We start from the raw sequence: 17415 nt of genomic DNA on the forward strand, positions 1-17415 counted from the left end.
GACTCAGATAATCTAACCGCTTTTTTCCTCTATCTGTGATATACTTTGATTAGTGTATATATTATATGTTTCTATGATAAAGGAAGAATGACAAAATGTCTGAAAATAAAAGAAATGTAATCTCCATAGAGGATCGTATCCCAAAATTAAAAGAGGCAAGAAAGAAGAAAACCAACCGACGTTTAATATTTTATGTGTTTTTATTTTTTAGCTTAATTTCGATTGTGATTTATTTACAATCACCGTTAAGTTATGTAGGTAATATTGAAATCATAGGTAATCGATATGTTTCTGCTGAAGAAATTATAAAATATAGTAAACTTTCTTCAGAAACAAATATATGGGGAGTTAGTACGGAGGAAGTTTCTGAACGTATTAGTCAACATAGAGAATTAAATGAAGTAGAGGTCTCAAGGGTATTTCCAAATACTATAGAAATTCATGTGAGCGAATTAGATAAAATAGCCTACTTAAATAATGGAGATAATTTCCATCCACTGCTTGAGAATGGGAAAAAATTAGATGCGCTTCGCATTGTTAATATACAGGGAGATGCTCCAATATTATATAACTTTACAGATAATGAGTATCTAATAGCATTAGCTAGTGAATTGAAGGAATTATCACCATCTATCCACGCACTTATTTCTGAGATCTATTGGGAACCCAGTGAATCTAACCCTCATCAGGTATTGTTATATATGATAGATGGTCATCAAGTTGAGACAACGATCCGCAACTTTGCAAATTATTTGAGTTCGTATCCTTCGATTGCAAGTCAATTAGATGACAATCAATTGGGTGTCATTAGAATTGGAGAGGGCGGAGCTGTATTTCAATCATATCGACCTGAAACGGATGAAGTTACCGAAGTGTATGAAGAGTACCAGGAACACGAAGGACATGATGTAATGAATGAGGAGAATGAAGATGAAATTGAGGGGTAGACACGTAATTTTCTCCCTTGTGTTATTTGTTTTTGGTTTTTTAATAACTTTTAGTTACCAACAAACGAAGAATTTTACTCAACCAAATGAACTTGATGAACAAGAGTGGGAAAGAGATTTTTTTTATCGACAACAGCTTATTCAATTTGAAGATAAAAATAATCAGTTGCAGCGTGAAATAGATCAAAAAAGACAAGATATTCTTCGCTTAGAAAGGCAACTGTCTGCAGAAGCTGAAGAAATTGAGATAGCGGTTGATAAAAAAACAAAATTACAATTAATAACTGGTGAGTTACCAATACAAGGTCCTGGTCTATTTGTCACGGTTAGAGATAGTGAATATATCCCTTCTGAGGAAAATGTTAATCAATATATTGTTCATGACCGTCACATTCAGTTAATTATTAATGAAATGTATAGTGCAGGAGCAGAAGCTATCGCTATAAATGGTCAACGGATTTTTTCCGATAGTTATGTTTACTGTGTAGGACCAGTGATTTCAGTGGATGGTATTCAATATCCTGCGCCGTTTACGATTGAGGCGATTGGCGATCCGGATACATTGCAGGAAAGTCTTGAAATGCCTAGTGGGGTTATTGATATTTTGCTGAATGATCAAATTGAAGTTGAGGTTGGGAAAAAACAAACAATTGAAATGGGTGCTAGAATTGGATAGGCTTGGTGATTAGGATGACATATAAAAATACATTTATTTTCTCTATTGTTTTGATGATTATTGGCTTTATGATAGTGATACAAATACGTTCGATTCAATCTCCCAGAGAGTTTCGCGAGACTAGGGATATGTGGGAGATCCGTACACAACTACAAGCAGAGCAGGAGCGATTACAACAGTTGCAATACGAATTAAACACATTGATAAATATTGAAAATAATTATCATGAAAGTACTGAACAAGAACAGATACAAACGCTAAACGACTCTATTGAGGAGTTAGAAAGAAAATCCGGTTTAACAGAATTAACAGACGAAGGTGTTGTAATCGAATTAAAACCAAATAATCGGTTAGTGGCTGAAGCAAGAGAACATCCAGAATTAACCCCCGAATTACTAAATCGATTAATTAATGAACTTAACACATATGGAGCTACAGATATATCTGTTGAAAATGAACGATTAATCAATCATACACCGATTAGGTACGTTTCAGGGAAAACATACATGAATAGTCGTCCATTACCTAGTCTTCCGATTGAAATAAAAATTCTTAGTGAAAATCCAGAACGATTAATGAATTACTTGGAAGTAAGTCAATCAAGGGATGAATTTCGCATGAACAATATGGAGTTTAATGTGAGAGTTGAAGAAGTAACGATCCCATCTTATCATAGTGATATTAGGTTGGATTTGCTACAATATAATCAAGGTACAGAAGCAGGTGACTCATAAATGTGGCTCCCAGTATTATTTTTGGTGGTTGGGATTGCTCTTGGTTTTTTAACGGATTTTACAATAGCAGAACAATACACTAAGTATTTATCTATTGCTATTTTAGCTGCTTTTGATACGCTTTTTGGAGGAATCCGTGCCCATTTTGAAAAAACCTTTGATCAAATGATCTTCATCTCAGGCTTCTTTTTTAATATAACGTTAGCTGTTATCCTGACGTTTATAGGGGTTCAATTGGGTGTAGACTTATATCTCGCTGCAGTTTTTGCCTTAGGTTTGCGAGTTTTTCAAAATATCGCAACGATTCGCCGACATATTTTTCAATATAGAAAACAAATAAATCAAAAAAAGTTTCCTTTTTAAAAGGGAAATAGTCGTATTCTGTAGAATAATGTAAAGATAGGCAATTGCAAATATAGTATTAATAGACTAGCAATAAAATGTTATAATAAATGTTGTGTATTTAATTTTTAAATAATTGTGCTATATGGATTGTAATTTTAGCTATTATTCGATAGTATTTTTACTATTCAGACGCGTTAGATTGGGAGGTGCCATACAGTTGAGCAACAGTGAAATTTTAGTTAGCCTAGATATAGGTACATCAAAAATTAAAGTAATAATTGGAGAAGTATTAAGCGATTCGCTAAACATCATTGGCGTTGGATCAGCTAAGTCAAATGGAATGAAAAAAGGTGCGATTGTTGATATCGATCAAACGGTGCAATCAATTCGAACAGCTATAGAACAGGCCGAACGTATGGTAGATATGAATATTGATCGCGTTATTGTAGGTATAAATGGTAATCATATTCAACTACAACCGTGCCACGGGATTGTTGCTGTGGCTAGTGAAAATCGTGAGATTGGTAACGAAGATGTAAAAAGAGTAATAGATGCTGCTCAAGTTATTTCTATTCCTCCAGAACGTGAGATCATTGATGTTATTCCTAAGCAATTTATTGTAGACGGTTTAGATGAGATTACTGACCCGAGAGGCATGATTGGTGTTCGTCTTGAAATGGAAGGAACAATTATTACCTGTGCAAGAACGATGTTACATAACATACTGAAATGCGTAGAGAGAGCGAATCTTGAAGTGATTGATATTTGTTTACAACCGCTTGCGAGTGGTGCAATTGCATTGTCGAATGATGAGAAGAACTTAGGTGTATCTCTCATAGATGTAGGCGGTGGAAGTACGACTGTATCTGTGTTTGAGGATGATCATCTGATCGCAACACATGTACTTCCCCTTGGTGGAGATAATATTACGAAGGATATTTCCATCGGCCTTAGAACAAGTTCTGAGGTAGCTGAAGAGATTAAAGTTAAGCATGGACATGCTTTTTATCCAGATGCAAGGGAAGAAGAGACTTTTCAGGCGACAACAATTGGTAGTGATCAAAAACAGACCTTTAATCAATTAGAGATAACGGATATGATCGAAGCTAGGCTGGAAGAAATTTTCACCTTTGCGGCGAGAGAAATTAAAAAAATGGGTTACGCTGAATTGCCTGGTGGTTTTGTATTAACAGGTGGATGTATGCAAATGCCTGGTGCGATCGAATTGGCGCAAGATTTGTTTCATGCAAATGTACGTATAGCCATTCCAGATTATATTGGTGTTCGTGAACCTCAATTTACTTCAGGGGTAGGGATTTTGAAATTTGCCCACCGTAATGCCAAGATTCAAGGAAAAACTTTAACTAGGTCTGTAACACCAATACAACATGCAATCGAAAAACCAAAGAAGAAGAAACAACCTAAAACACAGGATCAACGTAGTTCAACAGGGACTAGTAAACAGAAAAAAGAATCAGGGGTTGCCAATCTTTTTAAATATTTCTTTGATTAATTATTTAAGGTAATTAAGATTAATTCACAAATATACAACTGTAATCTTATATATAGGAGGAACCAATATGTTAGAGTTTGACACGGAGATGGATCAGCTTGCCACAATAAAAGTTATTGGAGTAGGTGGCGGTGGAAACAATGCCGTTAACCGTATGATCGAGCACGGTGTGCAAGGTGTTGAATTTATTGCTGTAAATACAGACGCACAAGCGTTAAATTTATCAAAAGCTGAAGTGAAAATACAATTAGGTACAAAATTAACAAGAGGTCTAGGAGCAGGTGCAAACCCTGAAGTAGGTCGCAAAGCTGCAGAAGAGAGTAAGGAGCAATTAGAAGAAGCTCTTCAAGGTGCAGATATGATATTTGTTACGGCAGGTATGGGTGGTGGAACTGGTACAGGAGCTGCTCCAGTTATTGCACAAGTTGCCAAAGAAATAGGGGCTCTTACGGTTGGAGTTGTTACTAGACCGTTTACTTTTGAAGGACGTAAACGATCAACACAAGCAATTACGGGTATTGATGGATTAAAATCAAGTGTAGACACACTTATAGTAATCCCGAATGATCGTTTATTAGAAATTATTGACAAAAATACACCGATGCTAGAAGCGTTCCGTGAAGCGGATAATGTGTTACGCCAAGGTGTTCAAGGTATTTCTGACTTAATTGCTACACCAGGTTTAATTAATGTCGACTTTGCTGATGTGAAGACAATTATGTCAGATAAAGGATCAGCATTAATGGGAATTGGTATTGCAACAGGAGAGAATCGGGCAACAGAAGCTGCGAAAAAAGCAATTTCTTCTCCATTGTTGGAAACATCCATTGACGGTGCTCATGGCGTGTTAATGAACATTACTGGTGGAAACAATTTAAGTTTATATGAAGTACAGGAAGCAGCTGATATCGTTACATCAGCCGCAGATCAAGAAGTTAATGTTATTTTTGGTTCAGTTATTAATGAAAATCTTAAAGAGGAAATTGTTGTTACTGTGATTGCAACTGGTTTTGATGACGCTAAAGTAGGAGCTCCTCAAGGCGGACGAAAACGACCGGGAGTACAACAACCTGTGGCATCAGCTGTAGATACCAGACGCGACCAAACAACCCCAGAGGTACACGAGCAACCCGGTATACGTCAAGAAGAGGATACCTTAGATATTCCTACTTTCTTACGCAATAGAAACAGAAGACGTTAACGAATTATTTTATTGAATTGAACGATCAAGATATATAAAGAGTTTAATAAGCAAGAAGACTATTATTCATTGATAGTCTTCTTGCTTATTTTTTTGCTAAGGAAACGATAACATTTTGAATTGTGACTTATATTCAGATCAGATATAGCCACGTTCAGCTCGTAGTGCCAAATACTAGGTGAGTCCACCAAGCAAGTCACGTCTTAAGTTATCATCAGTTATGAAACTTAGCCAGAATCATTCGTTTCACTCGATTGATTCACTCCAGTTGAACGTTTTTAATGAGGTTCACATGAGGGTGGAGGCTCAAAAAGTACTGTTACTTCGTTATAAGGTATGCTCTTGCTTAGGTTGAGGGAGAAAAATGGCACTAACCTCGTCAAGATAGCCGATCTTCCTTAGGTTTAAGACGAAAAATGTATCAAACCTCGTCGTAGCGTCCGCTTTGATTTAGATTCGTATAGATTAAGTGATATACAATAATCAACAAAAAAATATTCATTTGAGGTGCTATATAATTTTAGTGTTTCATGGAATTTTTAATTCTCTTTTTACTGAAATGGTACAAACACACATCTTCAAAACAACAAGAAGTTTATAGTTGTTTAAGTAGGAGTATAGAAGGCGAACAATCAATGAATCATTAAGACCTAATTCCTCCGCTTATTGAACTTTCACTTTATGATTTTTGACAATTTGATTGAATTATAGTGAAAAAAACAGTTTTTCTATTGTCAAGCTTTGACAGACTTCTATAAACTATATCGTTATACTTTCTTATAAATAGTGAACATTTGAAAGGATATTGATTGTGACCATTTATTTAGATGCGGTATGGCTATTAAACTTGTTACTAGATTTCATGATTCTTCGGTTAACGGCAAGGTTAACGAAAACCAATATTCGACCAGTAGCCATGTTAATGGCAGCTGTGGTAGCCTCGGCAATCGTACCTTTTTCCATTTACTTTCCAGACAGTGTATTCGTTCATCCAATAGGGAAGGTGATCTATTCGATGCTTATTATTTGGGTCGGATTTGGTTGGAAAAATATCCGAAGATTTATGCATATTTGGTTCACATTTTATTTTGTATCATTTGGAATTGGTGGTGGTTTAACAGGGATTTATTTTATGTTTAGTCGCTCAGTATATCTTTCAAATGGAAACCTAATTACATGGAATAGTGGTTATGGAGATCCGGTAAGTTGGCTGTTTGTAATCTTAGGATTTCCTATTGTTTGGTTATTCACAAGAAGTACCATGGACAAGCAAAGTCTTACCAATTACCGTCAAGATCAGCAGTTCAAAGTAATGATAACTATGAATCATAAACAAGTGGTAACATCTTCTTATTTGGATACCGCAAATCATTTAATTGATCCAATGAGTAAAAAACCGGTTGTCATTTGTGATCAAACAGTCATTGAACAAATGTTTACAGATTCAGAAATTGAGCAGTTAAAGAATGTACAAGAGACACTTGATGTAACTTCATTGGATCAACATTTGGTTGATCAAGTCCATTTTGTTCCATACCAGGGTTTAACCGCAGGGCAAAGACTATTGTTAGTTATTAAACCGAATCAATTTATTCTATTTGATCAAGAGGAAATGTATACCTGTACAAAAGTACTTATTGGATTACAATTTGATCATCTGACACCTGATGAGACGTATCATTGTTTGTTAAACCCTCAAATATTTAAAGAGCTATCATTACAATCAGCATAAAGAAGGAGTGTATCTAATATGAAAAAATGGATGATCAACCTAAAATTATTTTGGTATAAAATTCGTTTGAAATTAGGTTTTAAAGCTAGTGAAATTTATTATATAGGTGGTAGTGAGGCATTACCACCTCCGTTGACAAAGGATGAAGAATTGGTATTGTTGAAAAAGTTACCAGAAGGTGATAAGGCAGCAAAAGCCATGTTGATTGAGCGTAATTTACGTCTAGTAGTATATATCGCACGTAAATTTGAGAATACAGGAATAAATATTGAAGATCTTATTAGTATAGGAACAATAGGATTGATTAAAGCAATCAATACTTTTAATTTAGAGAAAAAAATTAAATTAGCAACCTATGCATCACGATGTATCGAAAATGAAATTTTGATGTATTTAAGAAAAAATAACAAATTAAAATCTGAAGTTTCATTTGATGAACCGTTAAACATTGATTGGGATGGGAACGAGTTACTCTTATCTGATATTTTAGGAACAGATGAAGATATTATTGAGAAGGATATTGAGGCAAATGTCGATAAAAAATTATTACAAAGTGCTCTTACACAATTAAATGGGCGCGAAAAACAAATTATGGAATTGCGCTTTGGGTTGATTGGAAATGAAGAAAAAACACAAAAAGATGTTGCAGATATGTTAGGGATCTCGCAATCATATATTTCTCGATTAGAGAAGAAAATAATTCGTCGTTTACAAAAAGAATTTGAAAAAATGGTTTAGCTTTACAGGCTCAAGGGAAATCGTCTCTTTTCTCATTATTCGGTAATTATTACCTGCATAAAAGACATGCTGGCTGGTGATACTGATCCATGTAGTACAGCTCCACATGGGAGGTTAACATATGGTCAGACATAAGGTGGAAATTTGTGGTGTTGACACTTCAACATTACCAGTACTTAAGAATGATGAGATGAGGAAGCTTTTTAAGCAAATGCAGGATGGTGATTCAAGTGCACGTGAGACATTAGTGAATGGAAACCTTCGCTTAGTACTTAGTATTATCCAACGATTTCAGAATCGAGGAGAATACGGAGATGATCTGTTTCAAGTAGGTTGTATTGGATTAATGAAATCAATTGACAATTTCGATCTAGGGCAAAATGTTCGTTTCTCCACGTATGCTGTACCAATGATTATTGGAGAGATACGCAGGTATCTACGTGATAATAATCCCATTCGTGTATCTCGTTCTTTACGTGATACCGCTTATAAAGCGTTGCAAGTAAGAGAGAAATTAATGAGTAAATCATCAAAAGAACCAACTGCAAAAGAAATTGCAGATGAAATGGGAATCGAGCAAAGCGATATCGTTTTTGCGATGGACGCTATCCAAGATCCTGTTTCTCTCTTTGAGCCAATTTATAATGATGGTGGGGATCCGATTTTTGTATTGGATCAATTAAGTGATGACCGCGATAAAGAAGATAATTGGCTTGATCAGTTATCATTGCGAGAAGGTATGCACCGTTTAAATGAACGAGAAAAAATGATCCTATCTAAGCGATTCTTTCAAGGGTTAACGCAAATGGAAGTTGCTCAAGAGATAGGTATATCACAAGCGCAAGTGTCCAGACTTGAGAAGGCTGCTATTCAGGAAATGAATAAAGAAATGTTTGAATAAACTAAATAGACAAGTTTAAGTGATTTAACACAGTAATAAAAAGGTCTACTATCTTTGGATAGTGGGCCTTTTTTGCAAGACAAGAAAGTTATGCGATAACTATAGGTGTTTAATCTCTAATATAAATGCAACCATTTTCCGTTGGTTACTTGTTGGAAAGTGTCTCGCTATAGCTTGTCACCATCCGCGCCTTACAAAATATAGCTTCTTAATTTTTTAAAAAAAGATCGGCTGGTTTTCCCGGTTTATCTTCATAGATAAATCAAGTGGAAATTTTCAAGTAGAGAGTTATTAATAGTAGGATTTCCGTTTTGATAAGGGATGTGACGAATACATTTTATTTCATTTTATCCCAAAACAAAGGACACTATTACCCTTAAGCCTTTGAGGTTCTTTACTCCTCATATAGGGACAACTATCAATAGGAAAAATTAGAAACCTTCCACCGATAGAAGCTTCACTTTATCCCGGAGCAACCGTCCGTAAGACTCCCACTTCAAAACAACGAGAATACCAAGTTGTTTAAGTGGGAGTAACGGACGCTAGCACCCCGAATGGTTCAACTAACAATCAGTGCGGGAATACCTAAAACCCCCCACTGATTGAAGTTTCACTTTATTTGATTGTCTATTTAACATCGTAAATGCCTTAACATCTGCATATAGTATTAAAAAAGGCGGGAGGTTTAGAAATGTTAACACTAACTACGATGCAAGAAAAGGAGATTATCTCATTAGAAACAGGAGAAAGATTGGGAAATGTGCTAGATTTAGAAATAGATGTGGACCGGGGACGGATTACGGATATCGTTATTGGGTCCAAAAATGGTTTTTCTGGTTTCTTTCAAAAACAAGAAGAACTTAGTATTCCCTGGAATAACATTGTTACCTTTGGACAGGATGTTATTTTAGTTAAGGGGATAAAGACAAGCAGTGAGCAATCCAAAGAATAGTAATATGAGAAATCATTGATCAATTATGATAAAATAATCTAAAAGGGGGATGTCTAATGGAACCATTTTGCTATAATAATGAACGAGTGTTATTTATTGAAAAATGGATGACCACAAATATTGTTGCAGGTATGACAACGCGAAATGGTGGAGTTAGTGAATCACCTTATCATACATTAAACACAGGTTTTCATGTTTCAGATGATCCGAATCATGTGTTAAAAAATCGACAGTTAATCGCAGAAGACTTGAATTTTCCTCTTGATCAGTGGGTATTAGGGGAACAGGTGCATAATACCAACGTGTTTATTGTAGAGGACAAATCAGGAGTTATTGGCGCTGGTTCAACAATCAACACGAATCCGATCAGTGGGGTAGATGGCTTAATTACTAAAGAAAAAAATATTCTATTAGCAGCTTTTTTTGCTGATTGCGTTCCTTTGTTTTTTTGGGATCCGACATCTGATTGGATTGGTATTGCTCATGCTGGTTGGCGTGGTACGGTGAATAAAATGGCAAGTGCTATGGTTGATACCTTTAAACAAGAGAACGTCAATATAGCAAATCTACATGTTGCAATTGGACCCTCAATCTGTAAAGAAAATTATCAAGTGGATCAAAAAGTATATGAACAAGTACCGAAGAAATGGCGCGGAGAAGTAGTGGAAAAAGATGGAGAACAGAATTATTTGATCGATTTACCGCGCTTAAATGAATTGATTTTGCAAGAAGAAGGAGTAGATGAAGCACGTATCCTTCGAACAAATTATTGTACTTACCGCGATCCAATATTTTTTTCTCACCGAAAAGATCAACAAAAAACAGGGAGAATGTTAGGGTTTATTGGTAGAAAGTAGTGAGGTAATAGGGGGATTACATTGAAATGACAGTAGAAGAGAATCTAGCAACCATTCAATCAAATTTACAAGAAACTTGTGCTCGCATCGGTAGAGATCCACAAGAAATTACCGTTATCGCTGTGACGAAATATGTTACAATAGAACGAGCAAGAGAAGTGATAAAAGCTGGGGTTACCAACCTTGCAGAAAATAGGATGGAAGGTTTGTATGAAAAAAGTGAGGCACTAAATGATACAATGCCCAATTGGCATTTTATTGGTACACTTCAATCGAAAAAGGTTAAAAAGGTCATTGATCTGGTCGATTATTTGCATTCCCTAGATCGATTGTCGCTTGCGAAAGAAATAAATAAGCGAGCGCAAAATAAAATTCCCTGTTTTGTCCAAGTCAATGTCAGTGGTGAAACATCGAAACAAGGTTTAAAACCAGAAGAAGTAGACAGTTTTATCGAGAAACTTAAAGAGTTTGAACAGATTCAGATAGTTGGTTTAATGACTATGGCTCCACATGTGAATGATGACACGACAATTCGAAATTGTTTTCGAGAATTGCGAGAATTACGAGATCGAATAGCGAGTAGGAAACTAATACACGCACCATGTTCGTATCTTTCGATGGGAATGAGTAATGATTATCAAATTGCCATTGAAGAAGGAGCAACCCATATTCGAATTGGCTCACATTTAGTTGGGCAGAAAGAGTTGAGGTGAATGAAATGAGCATAAAAAACAAATTTAAATCGTTATTTGCTGAAGAAGACTATGAATTTGTAGAAGAAGAACCGGTGGAACAAGAAGCGACAAGACGTAGTATGAAACACGATAAAGCAGAAGGTAAAAATGTTGTTAGCTTAAAATCGATCCAAGCACAGTCAAAAGTTGTTCTTGCTGAACCACGCTCGTATGAAGAAACACAAGATATTGCTGATCATATTGTGAACCGTCGTTCGGTTGCAATAAATTTACAGCGCGTTGACCATCAGCAAGCAAAGCGTATTGTTGACTTTTTAAGTGGAACAGTTTATGCCGTATCAGGAGAAATTCAAAAATTAGGTCCTCATACATTTCTTTGCACACCGGATAATGTTGAGGTGTCAGGTAATATTACACAGACGGTGGAAGAGGAAGAATTTGAACAAAGGTGGTAAAGTAAATGGGAGCATTGCAAGATATTATCATTAGATTGGCTGAGTTGTATAGTGTAGCGATTATTATTTATATTTTAATGTCATGGTTCCCAGGATCCCGTGATTCTTCGATAGGACGATTTCTTGCAGGTATTGTAGAGCCGTATCTAGAGCCATTTCGTTCGATTATCCCCCCAATTGGAATGATCGACATCTCAGCGCTTGTAGCTATTATCACATTGCGTTTAGCTATGAGTGGGCTACACGTTCTATTTGGAATGTTTTAAGGTGTAATGAATTTAGTTAACAGGAGTATTTTATGGATATTTATCAGCACTTTCGAAAAGAAGAACAACCTTTTATTGATCAGGTGTTTAGTTGGAAAGATCAAGTGGAACGTCAATACATTCGTAGGACATCAGATTTTCTTGATCCACGAGAACAAAAGATTTTTCAAAGCATCATTGGAAATGATGATCAATTTCTGCTGAAATTCTTTGGTGGGACAACCCATACGGAACGCAAGCAAGCAATATTGTCGCCATATTATGAATCAATAAGCCAAACGGATTTTCCAATAGCGATACTCTCAGCTAGTTATCCAACAAGATTTATCACGATTGAGCACCGAGACGTATTGGGAACATTCTTGTCGCTTGGATTGAAGCGGAAAAAGCTTGGTGACATTATGGTTGATCAAGAACAAGGGAAGATACAATTGATTGTTTCTGAAGATGTTGCTGATTTTGTTTGTTTTAACCTTACTGCAATTAAGAATGCATCAATACAACTAGAAAGAATTCCCTTACAGGGTGCAGTGGACGCGGAACAAGACTGGAAGTCCTATCAAACAACAATTAGTTCCTTAAGGCTAGATGTTGTGATCAAACACATCTATGGCTTATCTCGTCAACAGGCTGGACAAGTCATTCAAAAAGGAATCGTAAAAGTTAATTTTCGGATTGTGGAAGATCCAGCTTTTGTTGTGGAAGAAGGCGATGTGTTTTCGCTTCGTGGGAAAGGGAGAAGTCGTTTAACAGAATTGTTAGGACTCTCTAAAAAAGAGAAATGGAAAATAATTTATGAGATCTTAAATTAATGTCGTTTCTTAGCAGGAATTTAAGATGATTTTGTCGAAAAGGTAAGAAAACGTATATTGAGGAGGTGGCCATTGTGCCATTGACACCATTAGATATTCATAATAAGGAATTTACGCGTGGCTTAAGAGGCTATGACCAAGATGAAGTGAATGAATTTTTGGATCAAGTGATTAAAGATTATGAAATTGTAATTCGAGAAAAGAAAGAGTTGAAGCGACAAGTTGATGACATGAAAGAACGCCTGGGTCATTTTTCTAATATTGAAGAGACGTTAAATAAATCAATTTTAATTGCTCAAACAACTGCTGAAGAAGTGAAAGGTAATGCAACGAAAGAATCGAAATTAATTATTCGTGAAGCAGAAAAAAATGCAGATCGAATTATTAATGAAGCATTAGAAAAATCACGTAGAATTGAAATTGAAGTAGAAGAACTAAAGAAACAAGGAAAAGTGTTCCGAACGAGACTGAAGATGCTCGTAGAAGCACAGTTGGAATTAGCAAATAGTGATGATTGGGATGATTTATTTCAAACATCATTAGATCGTGATTATGAAAATGACTCAACGGACGATGAATAATTAACGAGAAAAACTTGACGTTTTCGGATTTATTACATATAATTCATTCACAGAAACACTTATTTTCGATTATCATGTTAAATAAATGAACAAATTGAAACATCGTTATCAGCTATGCGAGGGACAGTAAAATGGATAGAATTATTTTAGCGAGCTAGGGAAGGTGGGAGCCTAGTATGATTATCTATTTGAAAATCACCCTCAAGCTTCCAGTGCGAAAGTGTACATGTGAGTAGAACTGGACGTCCTCATCACGTTACGATGCTTGAGTGGGTAATTATTTGGTTAACTCAAATTAATTACTTATGAAGGGTGGTACCGCGAGTCTTCTCGTCCCTTTTGGGGATATAGAAGGCTTTTTTTGTTGCTTTAAGAATAAAAGCATGGTGAATTTAAGATAGTGCACCGAAAGCTAAAACTAACAATCAATAAAAACCCCCACTGATTGAAGATTCACCTTATAGGAGGAAATAAAATGGATTATAAAGAAACATTATTAATGCCGAAGACAGAGTTTCCTATGCGTGGAAATTTACCGAACAAAGAGCCAAAGTTACAAGAAGAATGGGATCAAGCAAATCTTTATCAAAAAGTTCAAAATCGAACAGAGGGTCGCCCGCTATTTGTTTTGCATGACGGACCACCGTATGCGAATGGCGATCTTCACATGGGGCATGCGTTGAATAAAGTTTTAAAAGATTTTATCGTCAAATATAAGTCGATGACTGGCTTCCAAGCCCCGTATGTTCCAGGATGGGATACGCATGGTCTACCAATCGAAACTGCTTTAGCAAAAAAGAAAGTGAATCGCAAGAAAATGACTGCATCAGAGTTTCGAGAAAAATGTGCAGAATATGCATTAAAGCAAGTCGATAATCAGCGTGCACAGTTTAAGCAACTCGGAGTACGTGGAGATTGGGAAAATCCTTATTTAACATTAAATAAAGATTATGAAGCAGCTCAAATTGAAGTGTTTGGAGAAATGGCTAAAAAAGGCTATATCTACAAAGGCTTAAAGCCAGTGTATTGGTCTCCATCATCAGAATCAGCGTTAGCTGAAGCAGAAATCGAGTATCAAGATAAACGTTCTGCGTCTATTTATGTTAGTTTTGGAGTGAAAGATCCAGGTGAGTTATTACAAGGTGATGAGCAATTCATTATCTGGACAACAACTCCGTGGACGATCCCAGCTAACTTAGCGATTGCACTTCATCCGGAGTTAACGTATGCGGTCGTAAAAGTAGAAGATCAGAAATTTATTGTTGCAGAAGAGATGATCTCACAAGTTGCCGAAGTTTTAGAATGGAATACAACGGAGGTTGTTCAAACGTTCAAGGGACAAGAAGCAGAACGTTTAGTAGCAAAACACCCAATTTATGACCGTGATTCATTAATTATCTTAGGTGACCATGTAACAACAGAAAGTGGTACTGGTTTAGTACACACAGCTCCAGGACATGGGGAAGATGACTTTATCATTGGGAAAAAATATGGCTTAGATGTCCTTTGTCCAGTAGATGAAAAAGGTGTCTTTACAGATGAAGCTCCTGGCTTCGAAGGGTTATTTTATGATGCAGCAAATAAAGAAATTACGGAAAAGTTATCAGAAAATGGAGCATTGTTAGCACTAAATTTCATTACACACTCATACCCACATGACTGGCGTACGAAGAAACCAACCATCTTCCGTGCTACTAATCAATGGTTTGCATCGATTAAAGATTTCCGTGAAGAAATCTTAGCTGAAATCAAACGGATTAATTGGGTTCCTAAATGGGGAGAAACTCGACTTTTCAATATGGTTCGTGATCGTGAAGATTGGTGTATTTCTCGCCAAAGAATTTGGGGAGTTCCCATTCCAGTTTTTTATGGTGAGGATCGTACACCAATCATCAATGATGAAACAATTACGCATGTGGCAAACTTGTTCCGTGAACACGGATCGAACATTTGGTTCGATTGGGAAGCAAGTGATTTATTGCCAGAAGGATTCCAATCAGAGCACAGTCCTAACGGTACCTTCACAAAAGAGATGGACATCATGGATGTATGGTTTGATTCTGGCTCTTCTCACCAAGGTGTTTTAGAGGGACGTCCTGAATTACAACGTCCAGCAGATGTCTATTTAGAAGGATCCGATCAATATCGTGGATGGTTTAACTCTTCTATTTCTACAGCTGTTGCAGTAACAGGGAAATCACCATTTGAAACGGTTATCAGTCACGGATTCACGTTAGATGGAAAAGGACGAAAAATGAGTAAGTCTGTAGGGAATGTCGTTATTCCTGATAAGATTATTAAGCAATATGGTGCTGACATTTTGCGTTTATGGGTTGCCTCTGTGGACTATCAAGCGGATGTTCGTGTGTCCGATGAAATCATTAAACAAGCAGCAGAAGGCTACCGTAAAATCCGAAATACGTTCCGATTCTTACTTGGAAACTTAAATGATTTTGATGTGGTGAAAAATACAGTTGCTGATCAAGATTTACACGAAGTGGATCGCTATATGCTAGTGAAGTTACAAGAAGTAGTAAGTAAAGTAACGAAAGCATATGACTCCTATGATTTTTCAACGGTATACCAGTTGATTCATCAATTCTGCTCCATTGAGTTAAGTGCCTTCTATCTTGACTTTGCAAAAGATATTCTATACATCGATCAAGAAGATAGCTCGCGCAGAAGGAGTATTCAAACGGTTTATTATGAAACAGTAACTAGTTTAGTTAAATTGATGACACCGATCTTAACTCATACAGCAGAGGAAATTTGGGGACATATTCCGAATGTTGGGGAAGAGTTTGTTCAGTTGACCGATATGCCAGTCGCAAGAGAAATTCCGGCAGCAGATGAATTGAAAGTGAAATGGGATCATTTCATTACAGTTCGTGATGATGTTCTAAAAGCGTTAGAAGAGGCTCGTGCTGAGAAGGTAATTGGTAAATCATTAGAAGCTAAATTAACGATTGTTGCAAAAGATGAAACAACGAAAACGGTATTATCTGAGATTGATGATTTAGATCAGTTGTTTATTGTTTCCCATGTAGAAGTTGTTGAAGAACAACCGAATGCAAAAACATATGATCATATTTCTGTAGTTGTTGAAAAATATGATGCTGAGAAGTGTGAACGTTGTTGGATTGCTTCAGAAACAGTTGGTGAAGATTCTGAGCACGAAACGTTATGTACGCGTTGTGCTGCAATTGTAAAAGAACATTACTAAAATACTTTTAAAAACGAAACACGCCAGCTATGGTGGTAGTGTTTCGTTTTTATTTTGTTTATGGGATGCCGAATTGTGAGGTGGACAGTCTTTTTATTGAAAAAAATTACAGAAGAGGGAATTAAACAAGAACTGCTTTATAACAAATTTGGATCAACACGTGCTTAGTCAAACGATACTTAAAGCATAATATCTATAGACTGTGAGGTGTGAGTCTAGGTTTAATTATGCGTTTCAGCAAGGTTGCAGCCCTTTTTTAGGGTCACCTAAGTGTATGTGGTCATTTCGACGAGGTTGTAGCTCTTTTTAGGGCTTAACCTAGGCGAAAGAGGTCGTTTCGACGAGGTTGTAGCTCTTTTTAGGACTTAACCTAAGTGAAAGAGGTCGTTTCGACGAGGCTGTAGCTCTTTTTAGGGTTTAACCTAGGCGAAAGAGGCTGTTTCGACGAGGTTGTAGCTCTTTTTAGGGCTTAACCTAGGCGAAAGAGGTCGTTTCGACGAGGTTGTAGCTCTTTTTAGGTCTTAACCTAGGCGAAAGAGGTCGTTTCGACGAGGTTGTAGCTCTTTTTAGGGTTTAACCTAGGCGAAAGAGGTCGTTTCGACGAGGTTGTAGCTCTTTTTAGGACTTAACCTAAGTGAAAGAGGTCGTTTCGACGAGGTTGTAGCTCTTTTTAGGGTTTAACCTAGGCGAAAGAGGCTGTTTCGACGAGGTTGGTGCCATTTTCTACCCTCAACCTAAGCAAGTTCTTCAATCTTGACGAGGTTAGCGTTATCTCCTGCCATGAACC

At 36.5% G+C, this 17415-nt stretch carries 17 protein-coding genes and 1 other annotated feature; all 17 genes read left to right on the forward strand.

Annotation, left to right across the window (positions count from 1 at the left end):
* Nucleotides 1-95 precede the first annotated feature (95 nt).
* The 17 genes from OWO01_RS08940 (at nucleotide 96) to ileS (ending at nucleotide 16628) form a co-directional block, all read left to right on the forward strand.
* Entirely contained in the window at nucleotides 96-947 is an 852-nt protein-coding gene (locus OWO01_RS08940) for a cell division protein FtsQ/DivIB (protein ID WP_268780111.1), read from the forward strand.
* Nucleotides 931-1623, forward strand: a complete 693-nt coding sequence (locus OWO01_RS08945; RefSeq protein WP_268780112.1) for a DUF881 domain-containing protein — start codon at nucleotides 931-933, stop codon at nucleotides 1621-1623. Before OWO01_RS08940 ends, OWO01_RS08945 begins: the two co-directional genes overlap by 17 nt.
* Before the next feature lie 14 nt (nucleotides 1624-1637).
* On the forward strand, nucleotides 1638-2357 hold the full coding sequence (locus OWO01_RS08950; RefSeq protein ID WP_268780113.1) for a DUF881 domain-containing protein: 720 nt from the start codon (nucleotides 1638-1640) through the stop codon (nucleotides 2355-2357).
* Entirely contained in the window at nucleotides 2358-2720 is a 363-nt protein-coding gene (locus OWO01_RS08955) for a small basic family protein (protein WP_268780114.1), read from the forward strand.
* A gap of 199 nt (nucleotides 2721-2919) precedes the next feature.
* Nucleotides 2920-4215: a cell division protein FtsA gene (ftsA, locus tag OWO01_RS08960; RefSeq protein WP_268780115.1), complete on the forward strand. Its 1296-nt coding sequence runs from the start codon at nucleotides 2920-2922 to the stop codon at nucleotides 4213-4215.
* A 67-nt stretch (nucleotides 4216-4282) separates the two neighbouring features.
* Nucleotides 4283-5416: a cell division protein FtsZ gene (gene ftsZ / locus OWO01_RS08965; RefSeq protein ID WP_268780116.1), complete on the forward strand. Its 1134-nt coding sequence runs from the start codon at nucleotides 4283-4285 to the stop codon at nucleotides 5414-5416.
* Between the two features lie 811 nt (nucleotides 5417-6227).
* Entirely contained in the window at nucleotides 6228-7148 is a 921-nt protein-coding gene (gene spoIIGA, locus OWO01_RS08970) for a sigma-E processing peptidase SpoIIGA (protein WP_268780117.1), read from the forward strand.
* 18 nt (nucleotides 7149-7166) lie between these two features.
* The gene (gene sigE / locus OWO01_RS08975; protein WP_268780118.1) at nucleotides 7167-7886 is read left to right on the forward strand and encodes an RNA polymerase sporulation sigma factor SigE; all 720 of its coding nucleotides are present in this window, start codon (nucleotides 7167-7169) and stop codon (nucleotides 7884-7886) included.
* A gap of 121 nt (nucleotides 7887-8007) precedes the next feature.
* A complete protein-coding gene (sigG, locus tag OWO01_RS08980; RefSeq protein ID WP_268780119.1) occupies nucleotides 8008-8787 on the forward strand; it encodes an RNA polymerase sporulation sigma factor SigG in 780 nt (259 codons plus the stop codon).
* Nucleotides 8788-9478: 691 nt separating this feature from the next.
* Entirely contained in the window at nucleotides 9479-9739 is a 261-nt protein-coding gene (locus OWO01_RS08985) for a YlmC/YmxH family sporulation protein (RefSeq protein ID WP_268780120.1), read from the forward strand.
* A gap of 56 nt (nucleotides 9740-9795) precedes the next feature.
* A complete protein-coding gene (gene pgeF, locus OWO01_RS08990) occupies nucleotides 9796-10596 on the forward strand; it encodes a peptidoglycan editing factor PgeF (protein WP_268780121.1) in 801 nt (266 codons plus the stop codon).
* 26 nt (nucleotides 10597-10622) lie between these two features.
* On the forward strand, nucleotides 10623-11309 hold the full coding sequence (locus tag OWO01_RS08995) for a YggS family pyridoxal phosphate-dependent enzyme (RefSeq protein WP_268780122.1): 687 nt from the start codon (nucleotides 10623-10625) through the stop codon (nucleotides 11307-11309).
* 5 nt (nucleotides 11310-11314) lie between these two features.
* Nucleotides 11315-11746 carry a cell division protein SepF gene (locus OWO01_RS09000; RefSeq protein ID WP_268780123.1) on the forward strand — a complete coding sequence of 144 codons (432 nt, stop codon included), beginning with the start codon at nucleotides 11315-11317 and terminating at the stop codon, nucleotides 11744-11746.
* 5 nt (nucleotides 11747-11751) lie between these two features.
* The gene (locus OWO01_RS09005) at nucleotides 11752-12012 is read left to right on the forward strand and encodes a YggT family protein (RefSeq protein ID WP_268780124.1); all 261 of its coding nucleotides are present in this window, start codon (nucleotides 11752-11754) and stop codon (nucleotides 12010-12012) included.
* 32 nt (nucleotides 12013-12044) lie between these two features.
* Nucleotides 12045-12824 (forward strand): YlmH family RNA-binding protein, encoded by a 780-nt coding sequence (locus tag OWO01_RS09010; protein WP_268780125.1) that lies wholly within the window; start codon nucleotides 12045-12047, stop codon nucleotides 12822-12824.
* 74 nt (nucleotides 12825-12898) lie between these two features.
* Nucleotides 12899-13405 (forward strand): DivIVA domain-containing protein, encoded by a 507-nt coding sequence (locus tag OWO01_RS09015; RefSeq protein ID WP_268780126.1) that lies wholly within the window; start codon nucleotides 12899-12901, stop codon nucleotides 13403-13405.
* A gap of 105 nt (nucleotides 13406-13510) precedes the next feature.
* Nucleotides 13511-13746 (forward strand) — a binding site (T-box leader).
* Nucleotides 13747-13880: 134 nt separating this feature from the next.
* Nucleotides 13881-16628 (forward strand): isoleucine--tRNA ligase, encoded by a 2748-nt coding sequence (ileS, locus tag OWO01_RS09020; protein WP_268780127.1) that lies wholly within the window; start codon nucleotides 13881-13883, stop codon nucleotides 16626-16628.
* Nucleotides 16629-17415: the final 787 nt, after the last annotated feature.

Source organism: Natronobacillus azotifigens, from assembly GCF_026805325.1.
Lineage (GTDB): Bacteria > Bacillota > Bacilli > Bacillales > Amphibacillaceae > Natronobacillus > Natronobacillus azotifigens.

Excerpts from the sequence above, each read along its gene's own strand:
- OWO01_RS08940 (WP_268780111.1), top strand. The coding sequence starts at position 96 with ATGTCTGAAAATAAAAGAAATGTAATCTCCATAGAGGATCGTATCCCA.
- OWO01_RS08945 (WP_268780112.1), top strand. The coding sequence starts at position 931 with ATGAAATTGAGGGGTAGACACGTAATTTTCTCCCTTGTGTTATTTGTT.
- OWO01_RS08950 (WP_268780113.1), top strand. The coding sequence starts at position 1,638 with ATGACATATAAAAATACATTTATTTTCTCTATTGTTTTGATGATTATT.
- OWO01_RS08955 (WP_268780114.1), top strand. The coding sequence starts at position 2,358 with ATGTGGCTCCCAGTATTATTTTTGGTGGTTGGGATTGCTCTTGGTTTT.
- ftsZ (WP_268780116.1), top strand. The coding sequence starts at position 4,283 with ATGTTAGAGTTTGACACGGAGATGGATCAGCTTGCCACAATAAAAGTT.
- sigE (WP_268780118.1), top strand. The coding sequence starts at position 7,167 with ATGAAAAAATGGATGATCAACCTAAAATTATTTTGGTATAAAATTCGT.
- sigG (WP_268780119.1), top strand. The coding sequence starts at position 8,008 with ATGGTCAGACATAAGGTGGAAATTTGTGGTGTTGACACTTCAACATTA.
- OWO01_RS08985 (WP_268780120.1), top strand. The coding sequence starts at position 9,479 with ATGTTAACACTAACTACGATGCAAGAAAAGGAGATTATCTCATTAGAA.
- pgeF (WP_268780121.1), top strand. The coding sequence starts at position 9,796 with ATGGAACCATTTTGCTATAATAATGAACGAGTGTTATTTATTGAAAAA.
- OWO01_RS08995 (WP_268780122.1), top strand. The coding sequence starts at position 10,623 with ATGACAGTAGAAGAGAATCTAGCAACCATTCAATCAAATTTACAAGAA.
- OWO01_RS09000 (WP_268780123.1), top strand. The coding sequence starts at position 11,315 with ATGAGCATAAAAAACAAATTTAAATCGTTATTTGCTGAAGAAGACTAT.
- OWO01_RS09005 (WP_268780124.1), top strand. The coding sequence starts at position 11,752 with ATGGGAGCATTGCAAGATATTATCATTAGATTGGCTGAGTTGTATAGT.
- OWO01_RS09010 (WP_268780125.1), top strand. The coding sequence starts at position 12,045 with ATGGATATTTATCAGCACTTTCGAAAAGAAGAACAACCTTTTATTGAT.
- ileS (WP_268780127.1), top strand. The coding sequence starts at position 13,881 with ATGGATTATAAAGAAACATTATTAATGCCGAAGACAGAGTTTCCTATG.